General features: G+C 41.4%; 21 protein-coding genes. 10 read left to right on the top strand and 11 right to left on the bottom strand.

Features of this window, described 5'->3' with window-relative positions; all coding sequences use genetic code 11:
- Nucleotides 1-121: 121 nt before the first annotated feature.
- From D0C36_RS08925 to D0C36_RS08900, 6 genes are all read left to right on the top strand, one after another.
- Complete coding sequence (locus tag D0C36_RS08925; protein ID WP_158557095.1) at nucleotides 122-3,184, top strand: sensor histidine kinase; 3,063 nt, start codon at nucleotides 122-124, stop codon at nucleotides 3,182-3,184.
- Between the two features lie 59 nt (nucleotides 3,185-3,243).
- Nucleotides 3,244-3,876: a response regulator gene (locus tag D0C36_RS08920; RefSeq protein ID WP_117391171.1), complete on the top strand. Its 633-nt coding sequence runs from the start codon at nucleotides 3,244-3,246 to the stop codon at nucleotides 3,874-3,876.
- Between the two features lie 93 nt (nucleotides 3,877-3,969).
- Nucleotides 3,970-4,761, top strand: a complete 792-nt coding sequence (locus D0C36_RS08915; protein WP_117391170.1) for a hypothetical protein — start codon at nucleotides 3,970-3,972, stop codon at nucleotides 4,759-4,761.
- A 34-nt stretch (nucleotides 4,762-4,795) separates the two neighbouring features.
- Nucleotides 4,796-5,368 carry an RNA polymerase sigma factor gene (locus D0C36_RS08910; protein ID WP_117391169.1) on the top strand — a complete coding sequence of 191 codons (573 nt, stop codon included), beginning with the start codon at nucleotides 4,796-4,798 and terminating at the stop codon, nucleotides 5,366-5,368.
- A 36-nt stretch (nucleotides 5,369-5,404) separates the two neighbouring features.
- Complete coding sequence (locus D0C36_RS08905; protein WP_117391168.1) at nucleotides 5,405-6,076, top strand: hemerythrin domain-containing protein; 672 nt, start codon at nucleotides 5,405-5,407, stop codon at nucleotides 6,074-6,076.
- Nucleotides 6,077-6,177: 101 nt separating this feature from the next.
- Nucleotides 6,178-6,639 carry a hypothetical protein gene (locus tag D0C36_RS08900; RefSeq protein WP_147321969.1) on the top strand — a complete coding sequence of 154 codons (462 nt, stop codon included), beginning with the start codon at nucleotides 6,178-6,180 and terminating at the stop codon, nucleotides 6,637-6,639.
- Nucleotides 6,640-6,756: 117 nt separating this feature from the next.
- On the opposite strand, the gene D0C36_RS08895 is transcribed toward D0C36_RS08900, so the two are convergent.
- Nucleotides 6,757-7,857 carry a hypothetical protein gene (locus tag D0C36_RS08895; RefSeq protein ID WP_117391166.1) on the bottom strand — a complete coding sequence of 367 codons (1,101 nt, stop codon included), beginning with the start codon at nucleotides 7,855-7,857 and terminating at the stop codon, nucleotides 6,757-6,759.
- Nucleotides 7,858-8,062: 205 nt separating this feature from the next.
- On the opposite strand from D0C36_RS08895, the gene D0C36_RS08890 reads away from it, so the two are divergent.
- Complete coding sequence (locus D0C36_RS08890) at nucleotides 8,063-10,456, top strand: TonB-dependent receptor domain-containing protein (protein WP_117391165.1); 2,394 nt, start codon at nucleotides 8,063-8,065, stop codon at nucleotides 10,454-10,456.
- A gap of 1 nt (nucleotide 10,457) precedes the next feature.
- A complete protein-coding gene (locus D0C36_RS08885) occupies nucleotides 10,458-10,943 on the top strand; it encodes a DUF6176 family protein (RefSeq protein ID WP_117391164.1) in 486 nt (161 codons plus the stop codon).
- Nucleotides 10,944-10,975: 32 nt separating this feature from the next.
- Here the strand turns inward: D0C36_RS08885 and D0C36_RS08880 are convergent, their stop codons facing one another.
- Nucleotides 10,976-11,863: a dienelactone hydrolase family protein gene (locus D0C36_RS08880; RefSeq protein ID WP_117391163.1), complete on the bottom strand. Its 888-nt coding sequence runs from the start codon at nucleotides 11,861-11,863 to the stop codon at nucleotides 10,976-10,978.
- Nucleotides 11,864-11,984: 121 nt separating this feature from the next.
- Here D0C36_RS08880 and D0C36_RS08875 point away from each other — a divergent pair, with 121 nt between their 5' ends.
- On the top strand, nucleotides 11,985-12,485 hold the full coding sequence (locus tag D0C36_RS08875) for an RICIN domain-containing protein (protein WP_117391162.1): 501 nt from the start codon (nucleotides 11,985-11,987) through the stop codon (nucleotides 12,483-12,485).
- Between the two features lie 76 nt (nucleotides 12,486-12,561).
- Here the strand turns inward: D0C36_RS08875 and D0C36_RS08870 are convergent, their stop codons facing one another.
- The 3 genes from D0C36_RS08870 to D0C36_RS08860 all read right to left on the bottom strand — a co-directional run bounded on the left by D0C36_RS08870 (nucleotide 12,562) and on the right by D0C36_RS08860 (nucleotide 18,118).
- Nucleotides 12,562-13,986 carry a hypothetical protein gene (locus tag D0C36_RS08870; protein WP_117391161.1) on the bottom strand — a complete coding sequence of 475 codons (1,425 nt, stop codon included), beginning with the start codon at nucleotides 13,984-13,986 and terminating at the stop codon, nucleotides 12,562-12,564.
- 247 nt (nucleotides 13,987-14,233) lie between these two features.
- A complete protein-coding gene (locus D0C36_RS08865; protein ID WP_117391160.1) occupies nucleotides 14,234-15,643 on the bottom strand; it encodes an exosortase Y-associated Wzy-like protein in 1,410 nt (469 codons plus the stop codon).
- Nucleotides 15,644-15,691: 48 nt separating this feature from the next.
- Nucleotides 15,692-18,118 carry a GumC family protein gene (locus tag D0C36_RS08860; protein ID WP_117391159.1) on the bottom strand — a complete coding sequence of 809 codons (2,427 nt, stop codon included), beginning with the start codon at nucleotides 18,116-18,118 and terminating at the stop codon, nucleotides 15,692-15,694.
- A gap of 357 nt (nucleotides 18,119-18,475) precedes the next feature.
- Here D0C36_RS08860 and D0C36_RS08855 point away from each other — a divergent pair, with 357 nt between their 5' ends.
- The gene (locus D0C36_RS08855) at nucleotides 18,476-18,892 is read left to right on the top strand and encodes a hypothetical protein (protein ID WP_147321968.1); all 417 of its coding nucleotides are present in this window, start codon (nucleotides 18,476-18,478) and stop codon (nucleotides 18,890-18,892) included.
- A gap of 2 nt (nucleotides 18,893-18,894) precedes the next feature.
- Here D0C36_RS08855 and D0C36_RS08850 read toward each other — a convergent pair whose 3' ends face one another.
- From D0C36_RS08850 to D0C36_RS08825, 6 genes are all read right to left on the bottom strand, one after another.
- Nucleotides 18,895-19,353 (bottom strand): hypothetical protein, encoded by a 459-nt coding sequence (locus tag D0C36_RS08850; protein WP_117391157.1) that lies wholly within the window; start codon nucleotides 19,351-19,353, stop codon nucleotides 18,895-18,897.
- A gap of 974 nt (nucleotides 19,354-20,327) precedes the next feature.
- Nucleotides 20,328-21,482: a glycosyltransferase family 4 protein gene (locus D0C36_RS08845; protein WP_117391156.1), complete on the bottom strand. Its 1,155-nt coding sequence runs from the start codon at nucleotides 21,480-21,482 to the stop codon at nucleotides 20,328-20,330.
- Complete coding sequence (locus tag D0C36_RS08840) at nucleotides 21,479-22,792, bottom strand: glycosyltransferase (RefSeq protein WP_233524451.1); 1,314 nt, start codon at nucleotides 22,790-22,792, stop codon at nucleotides 21,479-21,481. The genes D0C36_RS08845 and D0C36_RS08840 overlap by 4 nt, the downstream gene beginning before the upstream one ends.
- Complete coding sequence (locus D0C36_RS08835; protein ID WP_117391155.1) at nucleotides 22,789-24,009, bottom strand: glycosyltransferase family protein; 1,221 nt, start codon at nucleotides 24,007-24,009, stop codon at nucleotides 22,789-22,791. Before D0C36_RS08835 ends, D0C36_RS08840 begins: the two co-directional genes overlap by 4 nt.
- A 28-nt stretch (nucleotides 24,010-24,037) precedes the next feature.
- Nucleotides 24,038-25,051 (bottom strand): glycosyltransferase, encoded by a 1,014-nt coding sequence (locus D0C36_RS08830; RefSeq protein ID WP_147321967.1) that lies wholly within the window; start codon nucleotides 25,049-25,051, stop codon nucleotides 24,038-24,040.
- A complete protein-coding gene (locus D0C36_RS08825) occupies nucleotides 25,048-25,779 on the bottom strand; it encodes a glycosyltransferase (protein ID WP_147321966.1) in 732 nt (243 codons plus the stop codon). Before D0C36_RS08825 ends, D0C36_RS08830 begins: the two co-directional genes overlap by 4 nt.
- Between the last annotated feature and the right edge of the window lie 3 nt (nucleotides 25,780-25,782).

Below are 25,782 nucleotides of genomic sequence, written 5' to 3'. Positions count from 1 at the left end.
TATAAATCTACGTAACACCTGTGGCAAAAACAACGTCTCCACACCTGTAAGGTGTGGCCTGCAAATTTGGATTGCGGGAAATGATTTTATATTTTTAAGAAGCCTCTTTGTTTTGAACCCATTGAACCTCAATCAAATAAAAGCGTTGCTTTACAAGCCATGGTATGTGGTTTTGCATTTGCTTGTTCTGTTATCTTTCAAATCCTCAGGTAAAGAGATCATCTTTTCGCGCCTCTCAGTAAATGATGGCCTGCGCTCAAACTTTGTGAACTGTGTATGGCAGGACGCCAAGGGTTTTATTTGGGTAGGTACCGAGAGTGGCCTGCAGCGGTATGATGGGAATAAGTTTATACAGGTATATAAACAATCAACAGATAACAGTTTGCCCGGCCTCTCGGTAAGCGAAATGACCGGTGATGACGAGCACAATATGTGGCTGCACATGGGCAGGCAGGTGGGTAAATATGATCTTAAAACCAACACCTATACCAAGGCTGATCTTAGTAAAGTGCCCGAAGGGCCTACCATCTTATGGAGCAATAGCAAAGGGCAAATATTACTTACGGTGCAGGGGCCACAGTCGGGTGTTTTTATTTATAGCCGGCGTAGCAATGCCTTTGAGCGCTGGCAGGATATTAAAATACCGCAGGACTGGAAAGTGCTAAGTGTTTTTGAAGATACCAAAACCGGCGATTACTGGATATCCGGAGAGAACGGTTTAGGTGTTTGGAATGCTAAGGATAAACAGTTTTATCACGAGGGCTACAATCCGCTGAATATACCTGTGCTTAATTTTAAGTTTGGCCGCTATATCCTCAAAGTTTTTATTGACAGTAAGCGCCGCTTCTTTATACACCGCTGGCCTCCTGTTGCTGCCTCTGATTTTTTTGTTTACGAACCCAATGAAAAGAAACTAACCCAATTTGGTGCGCAGCCAGATCAGCCGGCCTATGCCGATCTTGCTCATTTCGGCGAGTTTAAAAACGAGGTGTGGGGTTTTGGTGATAATGTTTTTAACATCTATAATAGCCAAAGCCATTATTTTGAGAAATTTTACGAACACACCAACGTTGGCTTCGGTATTCGTTTCACCAACATCAGCCAGATGTATGAGGATATTGACCATAACTTATGGGTAGCCACAGATAACGGGCTTTACTCATGCACCATCATTGGAGACCGTATTAAGCACGGCAGCACCGGGCAAATACCCCATAATATCAATTTTGCAAAACACATAGCCAATAACGGCTTTATTGTGGGTACTTGGGGCGGTAAGGTTTTTCCGTACAAAATAAGCAGCAAGCTCAGCATAACGCCTGATACAATTTTGCGTGACGATATCTACCGCAACAAGCCAAATATTTTTGGTTTTGAATATACCTGGGATATGTGCCAGCATTCGGTTACACACCATATTTGGATTGGTTGCCAGGCGGGAGTTGTGATAGACTATGACCCGCAAACCCGCAGGTCGCGGTTTATAAACGATACGGTTTTCAGGAAAAGTACCATCAAACAAATAGTTGAAGACCGGCAGCATAATCTGTGGTTCGGCTCGCAATCGGGCAAGATCATCAAATGGTCGCCGGATGGGAAATTTCGGTTTATAACCAATCTTAACCTGATGGTTACCAAAATGCTGGTAGATACCCGCGGCCTTTTGTGGATAGCTACCAACCTTAAAGGCGTTATGGTGATGGATCCGAACACGGGGCGCATCATCCAAAACTACAAAACGGGGGACAACCCTAAACGATGCTTAGCTGACAATTTTGCACCTGCTATGGCGCAAATTAACGATTCTGTTTTTGCCATAGCCGGCATGGATAACCTCGATATTCTTAACCGGAAAACAGGCATGGTAAAACACCTTACCGTATACAACGGCCTTCCGCTACCAACCATCAAAACCATGCAGGCTGATCTGAAGGGCAATCTTTGGATGAGTAACCCGGCGGGGATTGTGAAGTACGATGTGACCGAAAATACTTTCCGCTCATACGATCAGAAAGACGGCCTGGTGACCACTATTGATAACCGAACTTTGCTTGAGCGCAGCAGCCGCCTGCCTGATGGCAAGATGGTTTTTGCAGGCGGCAATACCTTCGTGATATTTGAACCTGATGCCCTGCGCGATGTGGGCGCGCCAAAAGATGTAACTATTACCGATCTTAAACTTTTTAACCGCTACCTGCCGGTAGATTCTATTGAAAACAGTGGCGGGCTTAACCTTACCCATAACCAAAATTCCATCACCTTTCAGTTTGCATCATTAAGCTATACCCAGCGTAATAAGCTCAACTATTATTATATGCTGAAAGGTGCCGGCGATAACTGGGTTAAGGCCGAGAGCTCGTTAACAGCATCGTATGCCTCACTTTCGCCGGGGCATTACGTATTTATGGTAAAATGTGTTAGTCCGGATGGGATACCTTCAAAAACTACCACCAGTATGAAAATATACATAAGGCCGGCCTATTGGCAAACCTGGTGGTTTGTAGTGCTTATGTTTATGCTGGCGGCCGTGCCATTCTATATCATATACAAACTCCGCATTAATCGCTTATTGGCCGTGCAGCGCCTGCGCGAAAAAGTAGCCCGCGACCTGCATGATGATATGGGGTCAACTCTTACATCGATCAATATCCTCAGCGAGGTGGCCAATACCAAGATAAATGAGGATAACCTGCAGGTTAAAGATTACCTGGGGCGTATAAGTAAAAACAGCAGCCAGATGATGGATGCCATGGATGATATTGTTTGGAGCATTAACCCCGCCAATGATACTATGCCCCGCATTGTGGCCCGTATGCGCGAGTACGCCGCCACTGTTTTAGAGCCACGCGATATTGAATATACCGTTGTGAACGACGAACGTTTGCATGGCATAAAATTGGATATGGATGTTCGCCGTAACCTGTTCCTTATTTATAAAGAAACACTGAACAATCTGGTGAAATATGCCAAAGCAAAAAACGTGCAGGTAGCCTTTGCGGTAAGCAGCAATACCATACAAATGGAAATAACGGATGATGGTGAAGGGTTTGATGTAGATGCTGCCATTAACGGTAACGGGCTGGCCAATATGCGTAAACGCGCCAAAGCAATGGCCGGTAGTTTTACCATCACATCAGAAAAAAATGTGGGCACTATTGTTACGCTTAAAATACCGGTAACATAAATATGTGATTGACAGCTGTTTTGGTTTTAAGTAATTTGCAGTTCTACATTTAACTATTGATGATCAAAGTTTTACTCTACGAAGATAACCCGCAGCTGAGGGATGGCCTGGCAATTTTGCTTGATGGGACGGATGGGTTTGAATATGCCGGCTCTTTTCCTGATTGTACCGATATCGTAAACCAATGTGAAACTATAAAGCCTGATGTGATACTGATGGACATCAACATGCCCAATGTTGATGGGCTGGCCGGCCTTAAGCTTATTCGTAAACATAATACTGAGATTAAAATACTGATGCTTACCGTTTTTGATGATAATCAAAACGTGTTTGAAGCCATAAAAAGCGGTGCCAATGGCTACCTGCTAAAGAAAACCCCACCTGCCAAACTACTGGAGTATATACAGGACGCCCAAACGGGCGGCGCCCCAATGACATCATCTATTGCATCACAGGTGTTAAAGATGTTCTCGGGTGCTGGTACCATGAGCGGGGGCGACGATTTTAATCTATCCGACCGCGAGAACGAAGTTTTGCAACTATTGGTAAACGGCCATAGCTATAAAATGATAGCATCAGATCTGTTCATTTCAATTGATACAGTACGGTCGCACATCAAAAAGATATACGAGAAACTTCACGTAAATTCTAAAAGCGAGGCTGTGGCTAAAGCGCTGAAAAACAATTACTGATATTTATAAATATCCCATAAACGTGTGATTGATGTGTACTTAGTACACACCTACTTTTGCTTGTAATATTTATCACAATTAGCAAAAGTAAAAATGAACACGATCACCAAAAATGTAGCTGTTGCCATACTATCGGCAGTTGCACTCCTTACGGCATCATGCGTTAAGGAAAATACAGCCGGCCCCCAACCGGTAAAGCATCAAATACTTAAAATAGAACAAGGTGCTGATTTTACTACCACGTTTGCTTACAATGCAAATAACCTGGTTGGTAAAGTAACTACCCTGCAAAACGGTTTAAGCATTACTGCCAATCTTACTTACAATAGCGATAAGAAGGTAATTGCAACATCATTAAAAAACCTGGATCTTAAATACGTTTACGCAGAAGGTAAACTTTCTAAAGTAGAATTCTACACTCCGGCACCAGAGAATAAGCTAAGCTTTTATAACGATCTCAGTTACCAGAACGGTAAAGTAACAGAACAAAAAGGCTTTGCATGGTTACAAAACGCAGCATCGCCCGATTATAAAATAGTTTATACCTACAACGCTGCCGGCGATGTGGCTACCCAGCAACAGTTTAACTGGAGCACTGTGGCAAATGCTTATGTAGCTGCAGGTAGATCGGCTTTTGAGTACGATAACAAACCGAATCCGCTAACTGCAATACAAGGGGTAAACTATACTTTCTTTAATGCCGCGCCTGCGCATAATATCAAAAAAGAAACGGTTTTTAACGCTAATGGAGAGCAAGTTGCCCAGCATAGTTACATCTACACCTACGATGCTGACGGTTATCCGCTAACCGCGACAAAGAAAACCACCACGGCAGATAACCCAAATGTTGTGGCCACCCTAATAAAATTCATCTACAAAAATTAACCTGATCAAGTAAAACCCATACCCCTAAATAACAATGAAAACAATTGCTTTAGATGCCTGCATAGCGGCATGTAAAAAAGGAGACCGGCGCGCACAAGAGCTGGTTTATAAACACTTTGCTGCGCAGATGTTTGGCATCTGCCGCAGGTACACCCAAAATACCATGGAGGCCGAAGATATTTTGCAGGAAGCCTTTGTAAAAGTATTCACCAAAATTAACCTCTACACCGGCGACGGAAGTTTTGAGGGTTGGGTTAGGCGCATTATCGTAAACACGGCTTTAACCACTTACCGCAATAACCAGCGCCGCATAAAAACCAGTGATCTGGAAAGTTGCGAATACGCGGTAATGAACTACAGCCAAACTGAAGACGCTGATGCTACCGCTCATTTATATAACAGCATCAACATGCTGCCGCAGAGTTACCGCATGCCGTTTAACCTGTTTGCCATTGAAGGTTACTCGCACCACGAGATAGCCGAAATGATGGGCATATCGGTAATGCAATCGCGCACTACGGTTTGCCGTGCACGCATGGCGCTGCGCAAAAGCTTGTCGCTCGGAGAGAGTTACAGTAGCCGCGACAGAGAGCTAATACCCGCTTAATAAATTTTATAACAATCACCTTTAATAATATTAATAATGAAAACGCTCAGATTTAATGTATTTAACCAGATCCACAAAGCGCTAAGGCTGTTTATGTTTGATACAGTCACTTTAATGCAGCAAACCGATATGACGGATGCAGAAGCCTCGTTACCGGTTATTGAGCAAGCAAATGCTTTACTTGATGTTTTTGATTCACACGCCTACTATGAGGACACCTACATCCTTGCCTGCGCCCAACAGCACGACGAAGCCCTGATAGCTTCTTTCGAGAACGAACATCATATTGATCTGGAACTGACCGAAAACCTGCGTGCAGGTATAGCCCTTTACAATCTGGCCAAAAGCCCTGCCGAAAGATTTGAAGCTGGCAACAAACTTTATTATGCCTTAAATGAGTTTGTGGCTTTTAACCTTAGCCACATGAACAAAGAAGAGCTGCAACTAAACGAATTGCTATGGTCTAAATTTACTGATGAGGAAATAATGGGGATGGAGCATAACATCACCCAAAACATCCCGATGGAGAAAATGGGGCTTTACTCAAAGTGGATGATAAAAGGCATCAATAATATTGAACTAAGCAATTGGTTAAGCGCCGTTAAAGCCGGTGCCCCGGATTTTGTTTACAATGGTTTAATTGAAGAATGCCGCAACTATTTACCTGCAGAGCGTTTTGAAATGATAGGCCAGCTACAGGCCGTATAGCACCTTCCACAAATGTTTGTGATTTTCTAAGAGAATTCTAATGTTTATTGTAACGCTAATGTTACTATTGTTGCGATATTTACGTAACTAATTAAAAAGTGATGGGAAGACTATTGAAGATTATTGTGATTACGCTGGCAGCGGCTGGTATTTTTTACACCTTTAACAAAGGATGTGTTGATTTCCTTAAATGGTATATGTCGTTACAATTGTTGCCGCAGTTGTTTATCGGTTTTGCCTTTGGTGGCGTGAGCTGGTTAATGGGCAGGGCAATCAATCTCTTATTGCTGCATTGGTCGTATCAGCAATTTTCATCGGTGTTGCCGGGGCTGATATTGCTTGGTGCATCATGGTTATTTCATAGTATCCTGCTTTTCTCAGCTTTCAAATTTGCTTTTTTTGAGTTATCGTGGTCATCGGTAAGTGCTATTATACTGGCCGTGGAGCTTTCTGTTTATCCGCTTGTGGCAGTGTATTACCAAAGTAAAGCCTTAAATAAAAGCGGTGTGGTTACCGCATGCCCGGCTAAAGAGAGCTTTGCCGATATCACAGCTATACGTTAGAAACAATACCCCTATTAATAATAAACAATAAAAGCCCCGCAGAAATGTGGGGCTTTTTAGTTTGAGGCACACAGCCAGCCCCAAACTATTATCAATTTAGTGGGGTATTAGTAAAATTTAGCCTTCAGACATATTCAATGTCAGGTCTGCCTGAAACTCCAGACCGGTGGTGGTAATTGCTTTAATAATCATTTTGTAATCGCCTTCGGTAAGGGTTTCATTTTGTTTTACGATAACTGCGCCGGTAGTGCTGTCTACCGATATAATGCCCTCTTTGTTATCAAATGGTTTTCCGTCTTTTTCTACTGATACCAGGCTAAATGTCGACCTATATTTCTCGGGATATAAAGTAGGTGCAGCAGACTTGTAACCGTTAGACAGGGCTATGTATAAGCGGTTGGTAAGAATAGTAAGGTTCAGATCGGGGTAGTAAGTGCCGTAGAAAAATTTTATCTGCGGAATGAAGATTACACGAAATGGCCTCGAAGCTACAGTGAAGCCATCTTTCTGTAGTTCGGCGGTAAGGTCATAGCCTTGCTCTGCTTTCTTCTCCGGGTCGCCGGCGTTGGCTCTAAACTGTACCTGGTTGCCCTGTAAGCCTATTATCGAAGAAAATTTGCTATCCATGTTCAAATGCCAGGTAGTGCCGTTTGTGGGGATGCTTTCCGCCTGCAATTCAAAAGAGGCACCGTTGTCGTTATATAAAACGTAGGCGTACGGGGTTTCGTTTTTATCATCTATGCCTTTAATAGTTATGCGCGCAGGGGCTATTTTCAATGAGAAGGTTTGTTTGCCTTCCAGTGTACCGGCAGTGGAGTTTGCTACCACAGTTATCTTATAAATATCAGGAATTGTTTTACCATTTGCTGATGATGTTGCGCCGTTTGGATAAAGCAGGCGGCTATCTACATGTATTTTCCCTTTGCTTTTGTCAATGGTGACGGCTTTGGCAAGCTGGTCGTAAAGTTTAGTGCCTGCGCTTATCTGCGTGTTTTCGGTTTCATCAAACTGAAGTTTAAAACTCAGATCAGCCTGGCTAATCAGGTCGGCAGGTAATGCAATGTCTGTCTCCTGTCCGTATGTAAGTACCATGTCTGATGGTAAGTTGATGGCCACCTCTTTAACCGGCGTTTGCTGGTCTTTTTTGCAGGCCGATACCGTGGCAAGCAACCCGCAGGCCAGTGTGAATAATTTAAAGTAATTGTTATTGATGCTCATATATCTGTTTTTTCGGCGAAAGTATGATTAATTATTTTAATTGCAATTATGTTGCAATTAAAATAAGATTATTTTGTGTATTTAATAAATAATTATAATGATTTATTAAACTTTATTTATTAGCAATTGTGTTGCATTTAAAAATTATGAAATTATCTTTGCCTCATTTTAAACCGGTTAACTGAGCCGGATAAAGTGTGTGCTTATGCGGTTAACCTTTACTTTTTCGTGTGTTTTATTTATCGCTGCCGGCCTGTATAATGCAGATGTATTTGCCCAGGCGCCCGCCCCAACAGATACCTCTAAAACTCGTTTTTTGCCAGAGGTTACCATCTCTGTAAAACCTAATGTAAGAGGTAACGATACCCGCAAACTATCCCGTAAGGATCTGGAACTGGTACAATCAAACACACTCGGCGAAACGCTGAGCCATATTTCGGGTGTGCAGAATGGATACTTTGGCCCCAACTCGGGTATGCCGGTCATTCGTAGTTTAAGTGGCAACCGGGTGAGGGTGCTTGCAAACGGTTTGGGGGTGAATGACCTATCGGGCATAAGCCCCAACCTGAATGTGATAGCTGATATGGATAATCTTTTAGGGATGGATGTTTACAAAGGCAGCGCCAGTGTATTGTTTGGCGGTAAAGCTATTGGCGGCGCGGTAAACATGAGGGATAATACGATTCCGCTGAGCAGGCCGGATAAACCACTTTCAGGTTTTATAACCGGCGAAGCGGGTACCAATTACGGTATTAAGCAGGCTTTTGATCTGAATGGCAATGTTGGCACAAACTGGGTATGGCATGCCGGAGCCATGAACCGGTTTAATAACGATCTGAAGATACCCGGCAACACCAAAGCGCCCATTGCTTACGATCCTAAAATAGATAACCTTACCGAAAGTATGGCGCAGGTAAATGTGCAAAAAGAGATCATCCGAAACCTAAGCCTGTACCCGTACATCAGCCAGTTTGTGCTCAATAACCTTAACAACCCGGCATGGGATCTAAGCGAAGACGACCTGTATACTTTTCAGCCTAATTCGGTTATCGGCGGCAAAGAGGTGCCTAACCCTGCCAACAGTAAATATATCCCCGGCCAGGATCCAAATACACCCTTGTCAACTACCGTAGTAAAGGGTATTACTGATTATGCCCCGGTTAAGAAAGGCATTATGCCCAACAGCCGGTCGGAGAGCAGAACCATTAATTTAGGTACAAGTTACCTGGGCAATAATTTTTATACCGGTGTAGGTTTCCGCGGAGCGTATGGTTATTATGGTATCCCCGGGTTTGCGCTGCCAAAAGTTCCTGGTCAGGATTCGCATCATGGCCCGGTTGGTACGGATTACAGGCCCATTAATACCCAATCGGTATCAAACAGTTTATTGTCTGAGACGGGGTATCGCCCTGTGTCGGATTTTATATCGATACTAAGATTAAACTATATGTTGCAGGCATCTGATGACCGAGAACTTATTGGCGACCAATTGGCCAATCGTTTTAATACTACCCGCCATGTGGCAAGGTTTGAGGCTGTGCAGCAGGATTGGAAATTCCTGTCTGGTACAAGCGGGGTTGATTATTCTTACATGAACATGAAAGGTGCCGGCGACCAGCGGTACCTGCCAAATAATCTCAGCCGCGAGCTGGGGTTGTTCACCTTACAGCGTGTAAATTTTGAACCGGTGCAGGTAACGCTCGGCTACCGCCATGATGAGGTTGCCCGCCGCGCTATGCCCGATCCAACCTATAAACCCGGCCGCGGACTGGCAGGCGGCAAACTTTCGCCGAGAGATTTTAGCCTCAACCAGTATAATGCTGATGCGCAATGGAGCATCCTGAAGATAGGTTACATCAAAGCGGGTTATTCGCACTCTGAACGTGCGCCCGATGTTAACGAACTGTATGCCGGTAACGACCATTTTGCCATTATGCTGGAAGAGAACGGCGACGACCGGCTGAAGAAAGAAATAGCCAAAGCAATAGATCTTGGTGCCGGCATGGATTACCACGGATGGCATGTTGCAGCAAGCCGGTACCAAACCCGTTTTAACAATTACATGTATCTGGCACATACCGGTATTGCCCGCTCGGGCGGTTTCCTGGTTAAAGAGTGGCGGCAATCAGATACTAAAATTACGGGTTGGGAAGCAGAGTTAGGCTATCGCTCGCCGGCTAATAAAATATTAAAATGGGAACTGGCTTCATACTTTGATCTGGTGAAGAACATCAATACTTCAAAAGATAAACTGCGCCAATGGGCCGAGGGGGATTACATGCCCAATATGCCAACCAGCAGGTACGGTTTTAATGGCGGGGCGGGATATAAGAAAATATCATTGAACCTGTTTTTTGATCGCTATCTGCGTCAGCGCTACCTCGGTAAAAACATTAACCCGGAGCCTGCTATGCCACCGTATTCAATGCTTAGCGGGCGTATATCTTACACAGGAAAGCTGAGCGGACTGGATATGGAGTATTACCTGAGTGGTAACAATCTGCTAAACGTTGAGGCACGCCCGCAAAACTCATTTTTGAAATACCTGGCACCGCTGCCCGGCAGAAATATATCATTAGGAATTAAAGCAAGGATATAATATGATGAAGAGCATTTTAGCCCTTACAGCGGGGATTTTTATTGGTATAGCCTTTACTATTTGCGGTGTTGCTTTTGCAAATAAACAGCATCAAACCCCAATCACTGAGTCTGAACTTAGATATCCCGTAAAGGCTACGCTCTACCGTTTTAAGTTGAACAAGGAGAACATAGCCACTTATCATGAGTGGGTGCAATGGCACCACGATGAGTACGGTCCTATGATAAAAACCCTCGAACGCGAACGCATGTATTTTGAATCAGTCTTCAGGGATACGGTTAATACCCCCGATGAGATCTATTGGTTAAGCATTAACGGCGAGGGCGGCGAAACGTCTAATACCTCAACTTTAGAGATTGATAAGAAGCATAACGAATACATGAAAAAGATACTGGTGAAAGGATCAGGCAGCGTACTAAAAACAGAGTTCAGCCTCATTCCGGATTTCATCACCCAAAGTATTACCGAACACCAGCGAGATAACTAAACGCGGACTAAGCAGCCCGCGTTTAATTCATATTAGCTTAAGTTCTGTTTAAAGAAATCAATGGTACGTTGCCAGGCTAACTCTGCGGCGGCTTTATCATATCGCGGCGTGGTATCGTTATGAAAACCGTGGTTAACGTTCTCGTAAATAAAGGCCTGATATTTTTTGTCGTTAGCTTTAAGTGCAGCTTCATAGGCAGGCCAGCCACCGGTAATGCGGGTATCTAATGATGCATAATGAAGCATTAGCGGGGCATGTATTTTGGGTACATCGGCAGCATCGGGCTGTGCGCCGTAAAATGGTACAGCAGCAGCCAGATCGGGCACGTGTACGGCCATGGTGTTGGCAATACCACCACCAAAGCAGAAGCCAACCACACCTACCTTTCCATTGCAATCTTTGTGTTTTTTAAGATATTCAAAGGCATCAATAAAATTTTGTTCCATTTCGCCTTTATCACGTTTGGCCTGCAGTTCGCGGCCTTTATCGTCATTGCCGGGGTATCCGCCAAGTGGGGTTAAGGCATCAGGAGCCAGGGTGACGAAACCGGCAAGGGCCGCGCGGCGGGCAACATCTTCAATGTAAGGGTTAAGGCCGCGGTTTTCGTGTACCACTATAATACCACCCAGCTTTCCTTTTGCATCTTTTGGTTTTGATAACAGGCCTTTTATACTGCCGCCACCTTTTGGCGATTGGTAAGTAATATATCCCGATTCAAGCCGCGGGTCATCTGCCTTAACCTGAACATTGTTCTTGTAATCCGGCATCAGAAAGCTCATCAATGCGGGTACGGTAAGGCCACCGATGGCATACATAGATAGCTTCTGTACAAAATCGCGGCGATCCAAACGGTTGTGCGCATAGTCATCATACAGGTCAAAGACTTCCTGCTTAATGTCCTCTTTTTTAATTTCGGTCATGGGTGATGTAATTTATAATAGTGAGCATGGCGAGGGATATATGAATGAACAAGAAAGGCGGCTTGTGGTTTAAAAATAACAATCAATTGCGCGTATATTCGTTAAATATCAAAAACTTACCATGAAAACGCCTGCTTCAATCATGATTGCGATGGTACTGTTTCTTACCACAACCGTTGCGCAAACCATAAAAGGCACTTATGCCATAAAAAACGTGCAAACCGGTATGTTGCTGCGTATTAAAGATGCCAACACAAAAACTGGTACGCCCATAGTGCTGTATGAGCCGCAGAACTGGAAGTGCATGACCTGGGACTTTAAGCATATAGATGGGAATACCTATCAGCTGGAAAACCTTTTCAGCGGTAAAACAATGCAAGCATCTGGCACTAAAGAAGGCTCAAATTTTGATGAGCAGCCTATAGAACAAGCTAAGGCCAGCCAGCTGTATGATTTTGAACCTGCAGGTAAAAACATATTTCTGATAAAGCTAAAAGGTACCGAACAATATATTACGCCTGCAGGTGAGGGTGCAGGCGTTAACTCATTGGTTAAGCTGGCGCCCAGGCGCGGCGATAAAAGCCAGCAATGGACAATCTATCAACAATCGCCAACGATGTAGTTGGGTTGCACTTGTGAAAATAAAAATAGCCCTGTATGTAACCTATACAGGGCTATTTGTTGTAAAGATAAGGCTATTAGTAAATTTCCTTACCGTTAGGTATCCTGTCAAGATCAGCTTGAGATACTTTTCTAATCTTGTTCCATCCGAAATTGAAGTTGTTAAACGCAAGTGGCGACATGATCCAACGTTTTTGGCCATTACTGATAAAGTAAACCCTTTCTGTTGCCGATGCCAGATAAGCCCCGTTAGTAATAGGTTCGCCGATTTTTATAGAACTCCTATTAGTTTCCTGTATGCCATTCCAGTTTTTAAACAATTGATTGTAGGTGTTTTCGTTAGGGATATGATGCGCCACTTTATCTATTATAATGTGTACCGCACCATTGATAGTAAGCATTGATCCCTCTCTTTTTGAGAACTGGTATATGGTATCACCGGTAGGAATTTTATCCAGATCGCCCGTTGATACTTTTTTTACCTTCGCGTTGTCAAAAGCATATTTTTTAAATACCTGTGGCGTTGATATCCAGCGTTTAACACCATCAGCAACCAGATAATATTTACCATCGCCGCCGTTGGCAGTTACCAGATACGCGCCATCTGTAAGCGGCTTACCTTCTACCTGCAATCCGGGCTCTGACTGGATCACCCCGTTTCCGTTGGCAAAGAGATTATCAAAGGTGGCAGGGTTAGGGATGTGGCGTACCTGCCCGTCAAGCACCAGGTAAATAGCGTTGTTGAATTGCAGTCTTGATCCCTCTGTCCATACTGTTGTAGCATCGCTGTCAATTTTATCGGGTTGCATACCTTCAGGTATCTCCCATCCCCAATCAGCAATACGGCCTTCGGTAACCAATAATGTAATTGCTGTGATCACAATGCCGGTAACTACCTGTACTGATTTGCCATTGGCAACTTTTTGGCGATTGTCTTGTACTGCTTTGATAATTAGAAAGTTAATATACTCTTTTAGCAGTTCTTTAGAAACAATTACAGGCGCTACGGTCGGGATATTAAAAATGTCATTTCCCAAACGCTCGGCAGCAATCTTTGATCCCAGTTCAAGCATCTGGTAGTTAAGATCTTTAGCGTTACATGCCGATGCTAATATTCCAAATACATCATACTCCTGGCCTTCTGCAGCTATTTTTGAAAATACAGAAGCAATAGCTTTACTGATCGCTTGTTTATACTCGGGAGTAGGCTCGGGCACTTCAGGTATTTTAAATCTGTCGAGAACGTCCTGGGCTGTTTTCTCAACAAAATTTATAGCGATGTTAGCGCCATCTACTACGCCTTGCGAAAGGGTTATGCCCACATCTTTTAGGGCGTCAACAACAGTTTCGGCAATTTCGGCAGTTTTACGAAATGCCAATTCAACTGCCTGTGTTACTTTTTCTGCAAGATTAACAATACTGTTAAATACAGTATCAACGCCTTTTTTTATCTCATTAAAAAGATCTTCAAAGGCGCCGGCAATGTCATCAAAAATGCTCATGATTAATTAGGTAAGGTTAAGTGAATGAGTTTGTTATTTGTGCTGGCTAAAGTACTGAGGCAGAAACGTATAGATTGAGGGCGATAAGGCTTAACGGGGAGGGTGTTTTTAGCTTACTTGTATAGGCGAGAATAGGGTGATTGTTTATCGGGCGGTTTGAAGTGCAAATGCTTCAATAAACTTTAAAGTACAAACAAGTGCTTCGGTTTCGTGGATAGCAAAGATAGCGGTGCAGCTAATCCCGGGCTTAGTTTGTTTTTAGTTCTAAAATACTCCGTGCCCTTAAAACACGAAAGATAATAAGCATGGTTACATAGCTCCAGAATATGTTATTTGCCATAAATTCAAAGCAGTTACCTCGCCAATAAATTTGAAACAAACCGGCAAAAATAACTGAGGTACCTAAAAAATAACCACCAAATAATTGATCTGCTTTTTGAGCAATACGCTGGGCTGAATAACCATATAAAAACAAGCCTATCCAAACGCCGATCACCCCGTATGATAAATAGCAATCTACAATAAAAGCGGGCTTGGCAGATACCGAGGAATCCCTGCTTGTAATTTGTGCAGTGTAAACCCGCTCCATCACTAAATCTTCGACCACTGGTTTATCCGGCCAAAAAAAACGCGGGATAATCATACTAATGGCGTTTTTTACTAACTTAAATTGATAATATGGTGTGAAATATGGGGTGTTGTCTGCAAATTGAGTAAACATTTTTATTTCAGATATCCTGTCTGTTAAAAACACCCAGTTATCTTCTAACAGGCCCTCTTTTCCGCTATTTAATACAGCGTTAATGCTTTCGTCTCGGGCGGTTATAACGTCAACCCCATTGCCTGTTAAATTGCGGAAGTTTCCTATAAACGTGGGCAACACAAAAAAGAGAAAGAGTAAGATGACGCTGAAAAAAGGAATTATCTTTTTCCCAAATATAGGCAGAAGGTATACACCCAGTAAAAGAACACAAACAATTACCGGTTCTTTAAATCCAGAGGACAATGAGCTTACAAGATTTAACATGAACAAACAAATGCCAAAGTAATAGTTGCCTTTTTTTTTCTCGCGAATTGCAAAGGCTAAACCAACTGTACCTGATACGAAGCTTAAACCGGTAAATGCAACGCTGAATTGACTTAATGCACCAATTTTAGCAAATACCACCCCCAGCGGAAAACAGATAACGCACATTCCCAATAACAGATTGCTAATAGAGGGTACATAGGCAACATATTTTTCTTTTACCGGATATTTCATTGCCATGAAAATGCCATGTACCAAAGCTGCATGCCCAAGTGCATAATACCGTTGGCATTGAGCAATTGTATCAAAAGAAGATGCGTAAATACCGAGGCTTTTACCTACGTAATCAAAATATTTATAGCCTAAAATACCAACGTAGTAAAATATTGAGGTACAACTCATATAACCAACAAAAATGAGTTGCATAAAGAAAATTGGGCGCATTAACTGCTGCGAGACAGGATAATCTTTAGGCAGGACTTTTAAAAAACCACTAAACGATATAAAGAAAATAAAGAAAGAACCAGCCCAGGCTGTTAAATAAGAAACATGCGGATCGCTGCGTAGCAGTAACGCAAGCAAAAAGGGTAAATAGATTATAAGATAGCGAAACGGACTGTTCTTAATCATTGTCTGATTATTTGCAATATCTTCTTCTTAACCTGGATTTAAGATAGATTAATCTTTAGCGTTTTTATCGCTAAGCTTCCAAAACTGCCACCATTTTTTAGGCTCATCTTCATAATAGCCCGAAGCCGCATAGCCAGAATAATCTGAATAGTAATAAGTTTCGTTGCCGCCGCCTTTACTGTAATCTGTAGTGTAATAATTTGAATGCAACGCATCGTTCCCGAAAGCATTAAGAACGATAGCCATATTGGTTAAACCATACTCTCGTGATAACCTTTCCGGGATATTGGCGGCCCTTAATTGAGATTTTCCAGACCTGATGATGAATAGATTGATATCCGACTCCCGGATAAGAGGAATTGCATCAGAAACTAAGCCAACAGGCGCGGTATCCACGAGCACATAATCGTAGACAGAGGATAGCTCTTGCAAAAAAGTTTTCATCTTGTCGGTGTGTAGCAACTCTGATGGATTTGGAGGAACCGGGCCTGATGGGATGAAATCTATTTTATGAGGCTCATCATGCACCAGTATGTCTTCTAATGTGTGTTGATTTGATAAATAAGTACTTAGGCCTTTATCGTTATTAAGGCCGAATGCGTGATGTAACCTTGATTTTCGCAGATCACCTGCTATTAAAATTATTTTTTTATCGATTAACGCCAAGGTGCTTGCCAAATTTATGGTAACAAATGATTTGCCTTCTCCGGAAATTTCAGATGTTATGCAAATTATCTTACTTTTTTTGTGGCCGGCCATAAAGCTTAAGTTTGTTCTGACCGAACGTACAGATTCGGCGAAAACAGATTTGGGCCTGGATAAGGATAATGCCTGTGTATTGCTTTTATCGATAAAAGAAGGAAATTGTCTTATTACGCCAATGATAGGGGTTTGAGTAAGTGCCTCTACGGTTTCTTTATCATATATGTACGGATTAAGAAAGCGAACTAATAAAATAAGACCAACCCCCGCTGCTAAACCCGCCATGATAGCGAGGGCGTAAATTCGGGTTGAGTCTGCAGCTATCGAAATACCGCTTGGGTAAGCTGTGTTTACAATTGATGCACCCGGAACTACTGCTGCAGCGTTCATCTCTGCTTCAAGCTTTTTCTCCGATAAATAAGAACGGACTTTGTTGTTTACCTCAAAATTTGCATTAAGCTTTACAAATTGCTGCTCTTTTTTTGGAATAGTTTTAATTGCCCCGTTGATTGAATTAATTTGCTGGTCAATAAATTTTAATTGTTCAAGTTTTCGGCTTTTTAACGAAAGGATATTATTTTGTATCGCATCTTTAATTTTTGATATTTGATTATCAATAGATTTCATAGGCGCAGAATTGGTATTGTACTGCGCTGCCATTTCATCTCTATTAGAAATAAGCTTGTTTAGTTGCGATACCAAACCACTGGCCAGGGCGTCAAGATTGCCTTCCAGATCTAAATTAATATCTATTTTGTTATTATTACTGGTCAATTGCTGCGTCAAACGATCTATGCCGAGCATTTCAATTTTTAGTACTGCCTTTTGCTTTTCGTAATCTGAAAGTTTGGCAACAACATCAGCAGAGGCAGTTCCAATGTCTGTCATGTTGTTAACAGCCTTGTAAGCAGCTAAGTTGTTCCCCGATTTATTGGTTGCCTGGTCAATAAAAGATAATTGATTATCAATAAATTCTGCTGTTTGGTTAGCCGAGAGCCTTTTTTGAATAAGATCATATTTGATATATGATTTCATTATCTCATTCAAAATATTAGCCGCAAAAGCTGCATTGCCATCAGTTTGAGACAAATTCATCACATTCGTAAATTTTGCAGCTTCGCCAATAGAAAGTCCACTCAATATTCTGCCTATAAAATCTTGATTGCCATTGAAATTAAACCTGTAGGTCGCTTTTGCCGGTATTTGGCTAACAATACTGAATTGCATGTTGCCAAGTGATATCACTTCGCCATATCGATATTTTTTGCCGTCTTTTTTAAGATCGTTGGGATTGCTAAGGGAAAAAGTCTTTCCGTCGATATCTTCAACCTGGTAAACTTCTCTGCTAAAGTTTACTGAATCTTGTTTTAAAATGTCTATATTGAATGGAACGTCTGGGTAAACTTCGGTTAAATTAATCCTCCCAACTATATAATAAGAAATTTTATAATTCAATTTAGCAATAGCATCCAGGATAACCTGGTTTGAGCGGATGGTGTAACTTTCTGCCTGGATCTTATCAGTGTAGTTAAACGTTTGTGGGAAACCACTTGCACTTGCATTATTGAGACCTTGTGAAGCATCTTGCAATTTCATAGAACTACTGGCAGCGTACACTGGTTTAACGTAAAGCAGTTTTAATTTTGCGATGCCAAGTGCAAATATCAAACAGAACAATATCCAATACCAACGACTTAAAAATACCCGGTAAATTTTGTAGAAATCAATAGTTTGACTTATGGATCTTTTTATTTCTGTAGAATGATTTTCCATTAACGTTTATAGAGAATATAAAGATAGCAAGATTAATGCAATTAAGTTTGAAATAGGCAGCCCTTGAGATTCTGACAAATATTCTAACACGAGCAAGAGGTTTTAACTAAGCTTGATTTGGGAATACCTTACACAAAACGGGTATTTTTATTCCTATTGACTAAAACCAGACGATTTAAGAATACGTAAAAAGGATCGTGTTTTTAAAGAAAGTTACTTGTTTCGTTAACTGGACTTAAATGTGATTACTGTGTTTACTCGAATTACAACTTTTAGTGTTATCAATAACATTCAAATAGTTTCTAAGGCACTTTTTTTGTTTTAAGTTTGTTTGCTGAAAAATTTAACTGTTGAACTATGCGCTTGAAATTTTTATTAAGAGTATGTATTGTTTGCATGATTGCCCTCATATTTACAACTAAAGGTTTCGGGGGAACAGGTTGCCTTTATAATAACAGGATTTATCTAATAAGAAATACAGTTCCAAGTACAAATCCTATAAATGGCAATTGGCTTTATCAAAGTGGATCCTCTATTCGTTTAAGGACTTATGACCAAGAAAACTTAGGGTGTGGTGTACGTGATAATAAATACAAATTTGCTAGCCCATATCAAGCATGTGATATTATAGGGGTTGCTACTTATGCTGCTGTGATTACATGGCTAGACAGTGATAATAGCTGCCCTCTTGATTCTTATTCAGCGATATTGTTGATCGTTTTCGGATGCGTAGGTATGTACATTATCAGAAAACGATTTATTTTTAGCATCTAAGATTAATACTTTAGTTTTGAAGAAAAAGATTGCCTTTTCTTATTAGCCATTTTTATTCTCCAAACCCCAACCAACGCAATAGGCACAAACAGCAAAGGCAGATAATCATCTAAAGGGCAGGTAAAGGTAGTATAATTATAAATTTTACCAGTCTGATAAACAAAGACAGAGCCTATCGCACAATTTTGGGTACCACCCGTGCCAAGCTTTTTTATCTGGTTGGTTGCTCCGTTTGCACAAGCAACTGAAAAGACATCCTCGTAAATTGGGTAGTTCGTAATAAAGGTACGATCGCCTGTATAGCTAACATAAATTCTTGTCCCAAAAAAAATATCGCTTACCACGCAACCCTGACCCGCCTGTGCGTTTGATTTAAGATTGATGCTTATCAATAGGATAACAAAAACGATTTTCTTAATACTAATAAAAAATAGACCTTTACTCTTTTCTCTTGCTTCCATGCACCGATATTACTGCCAATTAAAAAACATGCCTTTATACGCAGTTTTTTTAATTTTGTTACGCAATAATACGCAAATTGAACTGATTGAAAGTAGCCACTGTTGCTATTATTTCATTAAGTATTTATAAAATAAACAGGCTTTTATTGTTAATGCTTTTCGGCATCAGGTGCTATACACTCGTCGCGCTTTTCTTAGACGTGTAATGGTGATTAATACTACCGTGACCAATAATAAAGGCAGATAATCATCCAGTGGACAGTTAGATATTCTGTACGTATACATAGCACCAAGGCTTAACGGACTACCCGGCGATAGTGCTACAAGACATCCATCACCATTGGTAGCAACAGGTATATAAACTTGAGTTGCCGGTGTTGAGCCTACCGGGCAATTAGTGGTGTGAGGTGTTCCGCCTACATAGACATTGAGTACGTTTAGGAATCCATTTGTGTAAATTGTATTGTTTGCACTCACGTAACAACCCTGTTGAGCCTTAACTTCGAAAGGGGCACATAAAAACCACATCGCAATGAAAGCAAAGCTAACAATGCTGAAATAAGATAACTTATCTTCCTTCCTTCCCATAACCATCCCCCAATGCCTTAGCTATCTTTTAAACAGATAGGTTGTACGTTGGTTTTAATTTTTAGTTACAAAAGTCTCTGCTTGGGAAGGTTAGGTATACTGATTCAACAGTTAGATTTAGGATTTTTTGTAAAACGGGACGTTAAATAGGAGACGAGATTATGAAGGGGAGTAAAATATTCCTAAAGAATTAAAGTAAGACGACCAAAATATACTTACAATCGTCTGATTTTTATCTTTAAAAGAAGTGTGAGAGTGCCGGGCGGCAGGTTTAGATGGGTAGGAATGCGGCAGATGTTTCAAGCCCGTAGTTTAGGCTTCAAAAGAGGTGTATTTTTAAATAGTTAGCATCGTTTCTGATGTGTTGCTTTTCAATAGCTAATTTTTTATTTCGTCTGCATGTGGTTTTCGATCGCTTCTGCAATTGATTTGAAATTCCAGGATTCGATTAGTTCTGCAGAACGTTCGCCATAAATTTTCAAAGCTTGCTTAGATCGAGTTAGCCTGGTAAGTGCGTTCATAAGGCTAAGTTCATTATCACTTTTAAATATAAGTCCGTTGTAATCATTTTTAACCAAATCAATAGCGCAACCCACTTTATCAGAAGCCAAAATTGCTTTTCTACAAGCCATTGCCTCGTTTACAGATAATCCCCATGTTTCTGACATAGATGGCAGACAATAAATATCAGCAGCTTGGTAAATGACAGGGATGTATGATTGATTCACGAAATTCATAAAATGAATATTAGATTGAACGCCAGCAGAAGCAACTTGCAACTTTAAGTCGGCTTCGTTTTCTCCGTTTCCAACCAATAGCAAATGAATATCAGGTGTGTTTAAGCTTGCTACAGCAGATACCAGCAGTTTTAGATTTTTGACAGGTTCAAATTTTCCTGCGTATACAATTAACACACTGTCTGGTCCTATCTGCAATGATTCCCTAAGGAGAATAACTTCCGGTGTGCGGTTAACTTTAAATCTTTCGTTATCTATTGCATGAGGCGCAAATGATAGCTGATTTTCTCTTAAGCCATATTTTTTAAAGTAGGCTTTATTGCGTTTGCCAACGTAAAACGCGTGACTAACATGGCTATAAACCCATTTTAAGTAAAATGTCTTTAGTATCTCTTTTATAGGGTTAGTTTTATTCAACAGGGTTGAATCGCCTCTGAATAGTATAGGTATTTTATTCTTAAAGTATTTTAAAATAGTTAAATGGCTGCGATAGTTCCAGCCAAATACTAATAAAGCATCCGGTTTAAACTCTTCAATCTCTTTAATTAGATCCGGGTTTACAATCCCCCCGGGATGATGTGTGCCAGGAGATTGGGATGTGTTTTTCGTCCATTCATAGTCATATCCATCTAACAAGGGGATATCCCATGCAATTTTTTGGTTAAAACCATGGTCGTAGTTTTCAGTTTGGTGCCCAAGCGTATAAAACACTTTTACAGAGATTATATTCCTTTTGGCCAATAACTTAAATACCGGCGCATAATATTGAATTGGATGCGTTGAAATAATAGCCAGTTTTTTCAAATCGCGGTAAAGTTATCTTCTGTATGGTTCATATTTACCTTATTAAACAATTCAATCTGTTTTTGAGTTAAAGTGCGCGCGCTGTAATTTTCAAATTCGCTTGTGACCTCTATATTCTTAAAATCATTATTTGCCCAATTGGTTACTAAAGAACGTAAAATCGCATTATCGGCTCCTTCTTCGTCATCAGGCAGTGTTAAAATTGTGGCGTGTATAGTACATTTTTTTAAGATGGGCACCACACTGCTTTGTCTATTAAAAATTGCAAGCAATGGTTTAGCAGTTAGTAAATAGGGATAGATCTTTGATGCCGTATAACCCGGATCGTCAGATCCCGGAATAAATAAAGCATCAGCTTGTTTTAAGGTCAACAAGGTGTGATAGTAACTTATTCTATCCGTAACCTCGATAACATTGTTTTGTAGCCCATACTGGTAAGCAATAGGCAAGATGCTGGCTTGCCCCAAGCCCTTAGGCGCGTAACTTGTACCGATGAAATAAAATTTCAATTTATTGACAAGTTCAGCGTTCTCAAGAGTCTTTTGTTTTAAAGCCTCAAACAGCATTTCTAAAGCTTTACGCATATCTGCACCACCTCTGCCAACGTAAACAATATTTTTAAATGCAGAGTCTAATAACGGCGCAAATCTATGGCTGTTATCAAGCGCTATTTTAAGATCTTTTTCGTAGGCACCAAATGTGACGGTAGCCTGGGGGATATTTTTTAAAATTGGGTATCTGTTATTCAAAGTTTTAAGGTAACTTTCAGATACACTTATTAAGCCATCAACGCTTTTAATGGCAATAGGCTCAAGGTATTTATTAAGACGGTATGAAAACCAATATTTAGCGGGGCGTTGATGTTTGGGTTTATCCTGGTAATAATCTGAATGCCAGGGGTCCTGCATATCTATAATATAAGGAACCCCGAATTTTCTTTTCCAATAAGCTCCAAGTATACATACCGGGAACTCCGTAGTTGAAAAATATATAAGATCAAACTTACGGGCCTTAAGCAAAGAATTTACCTTTTTGCGATAGTACCACATTGATCTTAAGGCGAGGCTACCCAAACCAACCTTTGAGGTCCATTTCTTTTCCAGCGCCTTTACCTTGTGAATTTTGACTTCAATGGGTAAACTTTCAAGTAAAAGTTCATCTTTAACCAAGTCAGAATATCGTTCATCTACAGCAACTACCTCGGCTTGCCAATTAAACTCTTTAAAATAGGGCAAACTCATCCTAACGCGTTGCATATCTGCAGCATTTGATGGCGGGAAATTAGGGCTGATGATCAGTACTCGCTTCATCTTTTCATTGCCTCATCTGTTGCTGATAAAAACACCAATTTTTCAGCTTCCCAATTTAGTTCTGTCCGGGCTAATTTAATGGAGGCCGCTTGCCCCGTTTTTATAGTAACCGGATTATCCTCTAACGCCGATAGCAGCGTAATCAAAGCTTGAATATTACCAGACTGGAACAAACTACCAACATCAGGATATTGTTCAATAAAGGCTTTTTGTGCAGTAGTGGCACTTGCTATAATAAATAACCCAGCCTGTAAATATGTAAATAGCTTATTGCTTAATGCAAAATCATTGTTGATACTAAACCCCGGCTCTGTGGCCAGGCCAATATCAAATTGCGAGGCAAAGGCCACGATCTGATCAGCAGGCAAAGGATCATAAAAAAAGATATTTATCCCGCACGCTATCAGCTCTTTCTTAAAACTCAGAGTATAGGCTGGTTGATCGCAAAGCAAATGCAGCTCAAAGCGCTCCCGTGATAGTTTTGCTAAAGCACCTGCTATATCCTGCAACCCGCGTTGGCTACCTAAAGTTTGCGAAAACCAAAATAGCCTTATTGGCATGTTAGGGCGGTTTAAGGGCGGCGGGGTTATATCGCTCTTTGGGAAAACGTTGCGCACTATTTTCGGTGCACTTAACGGGAATAATTGTTGATAAGCACTCCCAATAGGTTGGCTACTTACAGTAAGGTAATCCAGTTGTGGCAGGTACTTATCTTCGATAAAACTTTTTAAGATAACATCAGGATGATTTGGATCCGAACTAACTTCATAGCGGTGAAGGTCTTCGGCGTCAAATCCGCATGGTTGCTTTTGCTTTTTTGCAGCTTTAATGGTAGCGGGTAACGCTGCTAAATTGTGCCCAATGTAAAGATCTGCAGTTTGTTTTGCAGCAGCCCGCATTAAGAAGGGCGCCGGGCGGCCAATAGCCCATTCTGCCAACCACATTTTACCGGTGAGCCGGGTAAATAATGTGCTGAGTTTATAAACTATCTTACTGAGTGTGTAGATTACTTTATTTGTTTCTGGATTGCCCCCTGCGCAAATCGTTGTCCATGATTTTTCTTCCAGTAATTTTTGATTAAATAAATGCCCCCATCTGTTCCAGTAGGCGTAAATTACTACCACTTTATGCCCGGCCTCTGTCAACGCATCAGCTTCTTTCACTAAACGCGGGTTTAAGGCAGGCTGCCCGGATGTGATAATAACTATTTTAGACATTTAACAATAATGGATGCAAGCTATTCTATCACAGGTTTAAATAATCAAGTGCTATATTTTTAACATCGAAACGCTGTTCGGCCCGCTGGCGGCAGCTTTTACGGTTTATCTTTAAAGCATTGTCAACCTCAATTATCATCTCATCAACGTTATCTACAATTATTCCGTTTACCCCCGGTTCAATTACTTCGGGAACGGAGCCGCGCCTAAAAGCAATTACCGGAGTGCCGCAGGCATTTGCCTCTATCATTACTAAACCAAAAGGCTCGTCCCAGCTTATCGGGAAAAGCAAAGCCGATGCTTGCCCCAGGTACAGGTTTTTCTGTTCGTCATTTAACGGGCCAAGGTATATGATCTGTTGTTGATCTATCTGTGGTGCTATTACTGAATCAAAGTAAGCTTTGCCATCTTCCTGGTCAGAAATATTTCCGGCCAGTAACAAGCGCTTCCCGGTAGCTTTGGCTACCTGAATAGCCACGTGCGCCCCTTTGATTTGATCCAACCGCCCAAGGAACATTAGCGGAGCCTCGTCATCAACTTGCTCTACCAATTGATAATCTGCGAAATTAATGGCATTGTAAACCGTTTCCCACCGGCCGGCCACATTACCTGTTGATACACAATAATTACTACAGGCAGTAAATATCATATTTCGGTTAGGCAACTTATTAACTAACCGGATACCGCGTTGCGACACCGGTCGGCCGTAGGTCATTATTTTTTTTGCAGGCCTGTTTAAAAGCGGCAACAAGTAAACAAGCCGACCAAAATTATGTATAAGATCAAACCCAGTGCTGTTATTATGCAGCCATTTCCAGGCGAAAAGTACCTCTTTAAAACGTTGCCTTTTTGATCTGTTGATCTCGTTGACGCCAAACGTTATAACCGACCCGCTGATATGCGAATTGGGCCCGGCCAATAAAGTTACCTGGTGCCCCAGTTTTGCATATTCTTCGGCAAAAAGGTATACCAGTCGTTCATGCCCGCCATATAGTTTAGGGGGCACCGGTATCCCCGGGTCCATGATCAGTAATATTCTCAAGTTAATTCTTTTAAAACCTCTTTATAAATTTGGACATACTTTTGAGCGCAGTGCTCAAGTGTTAAATTTTCCAGAATATATTCCCGTGGTTTAAAATCCTGTATTTTTTTTAAAAACAAATCGAGCTGTGCTTCAAGATCGTCAGGCCCGCTGAATTTTACTCCGCAACGCTTATCCCAATAGGGGACAGACGACACAGGTTGGTATTGCACCCTATGCGGGTAATATTCCGGGTCTTCCCAAAATCCTTCACGGTCCCAGGCTAATATCGGTGTATCTGTAGCTAATATTTGCTGGTATGCCAACCCTTGTGTTTCGCTTCGCGATAAGAAAATAGCACCCCGGCATTGGCTTAATTTTTCTTTTAGTTCTTGCTGATCATAGCTGCCGTAGGTAACTATTTGATACGATAACGCTCGTTTTGCCAGTAGCTCCAATATTGGTTTTAACAGTACACTCTGGTAGGGAGAATTAGGTAGTTTATTATATACCAGGAAATCATATTTTGGTGCATGGTCTGAAGGTTGCCAATCTGTAGTATCTGTGCCCACCGGCCATGCAATTACTTTATCGCCATAGTAAGGCTTAAACATATCACATATCCATTCACCGGGTACTAAAACACGTTTTACCTGCGGATATTTGTTAAACAGGTCCGGATGGTCAACCGGGTGTGAATATATAGCGGCACCCAAGATTACCGGGTTTTTCCATTTCTTATCAAACAACAG

It is taken from the genome of Mucilaginibacter conchicola (genome assembly GCF_003432115.1).
Classification (GTDB): domain Bacteria; phylum Bacteroidota; class Bacteroidia; order Sphingobacteriales; family Sphingobacteriaceae; genus Mucilaginibacter; species Mucilaginibacter conchicola.
This window is presented reverse-complemented; position numbering and strand designations above follow the sequence as displayed.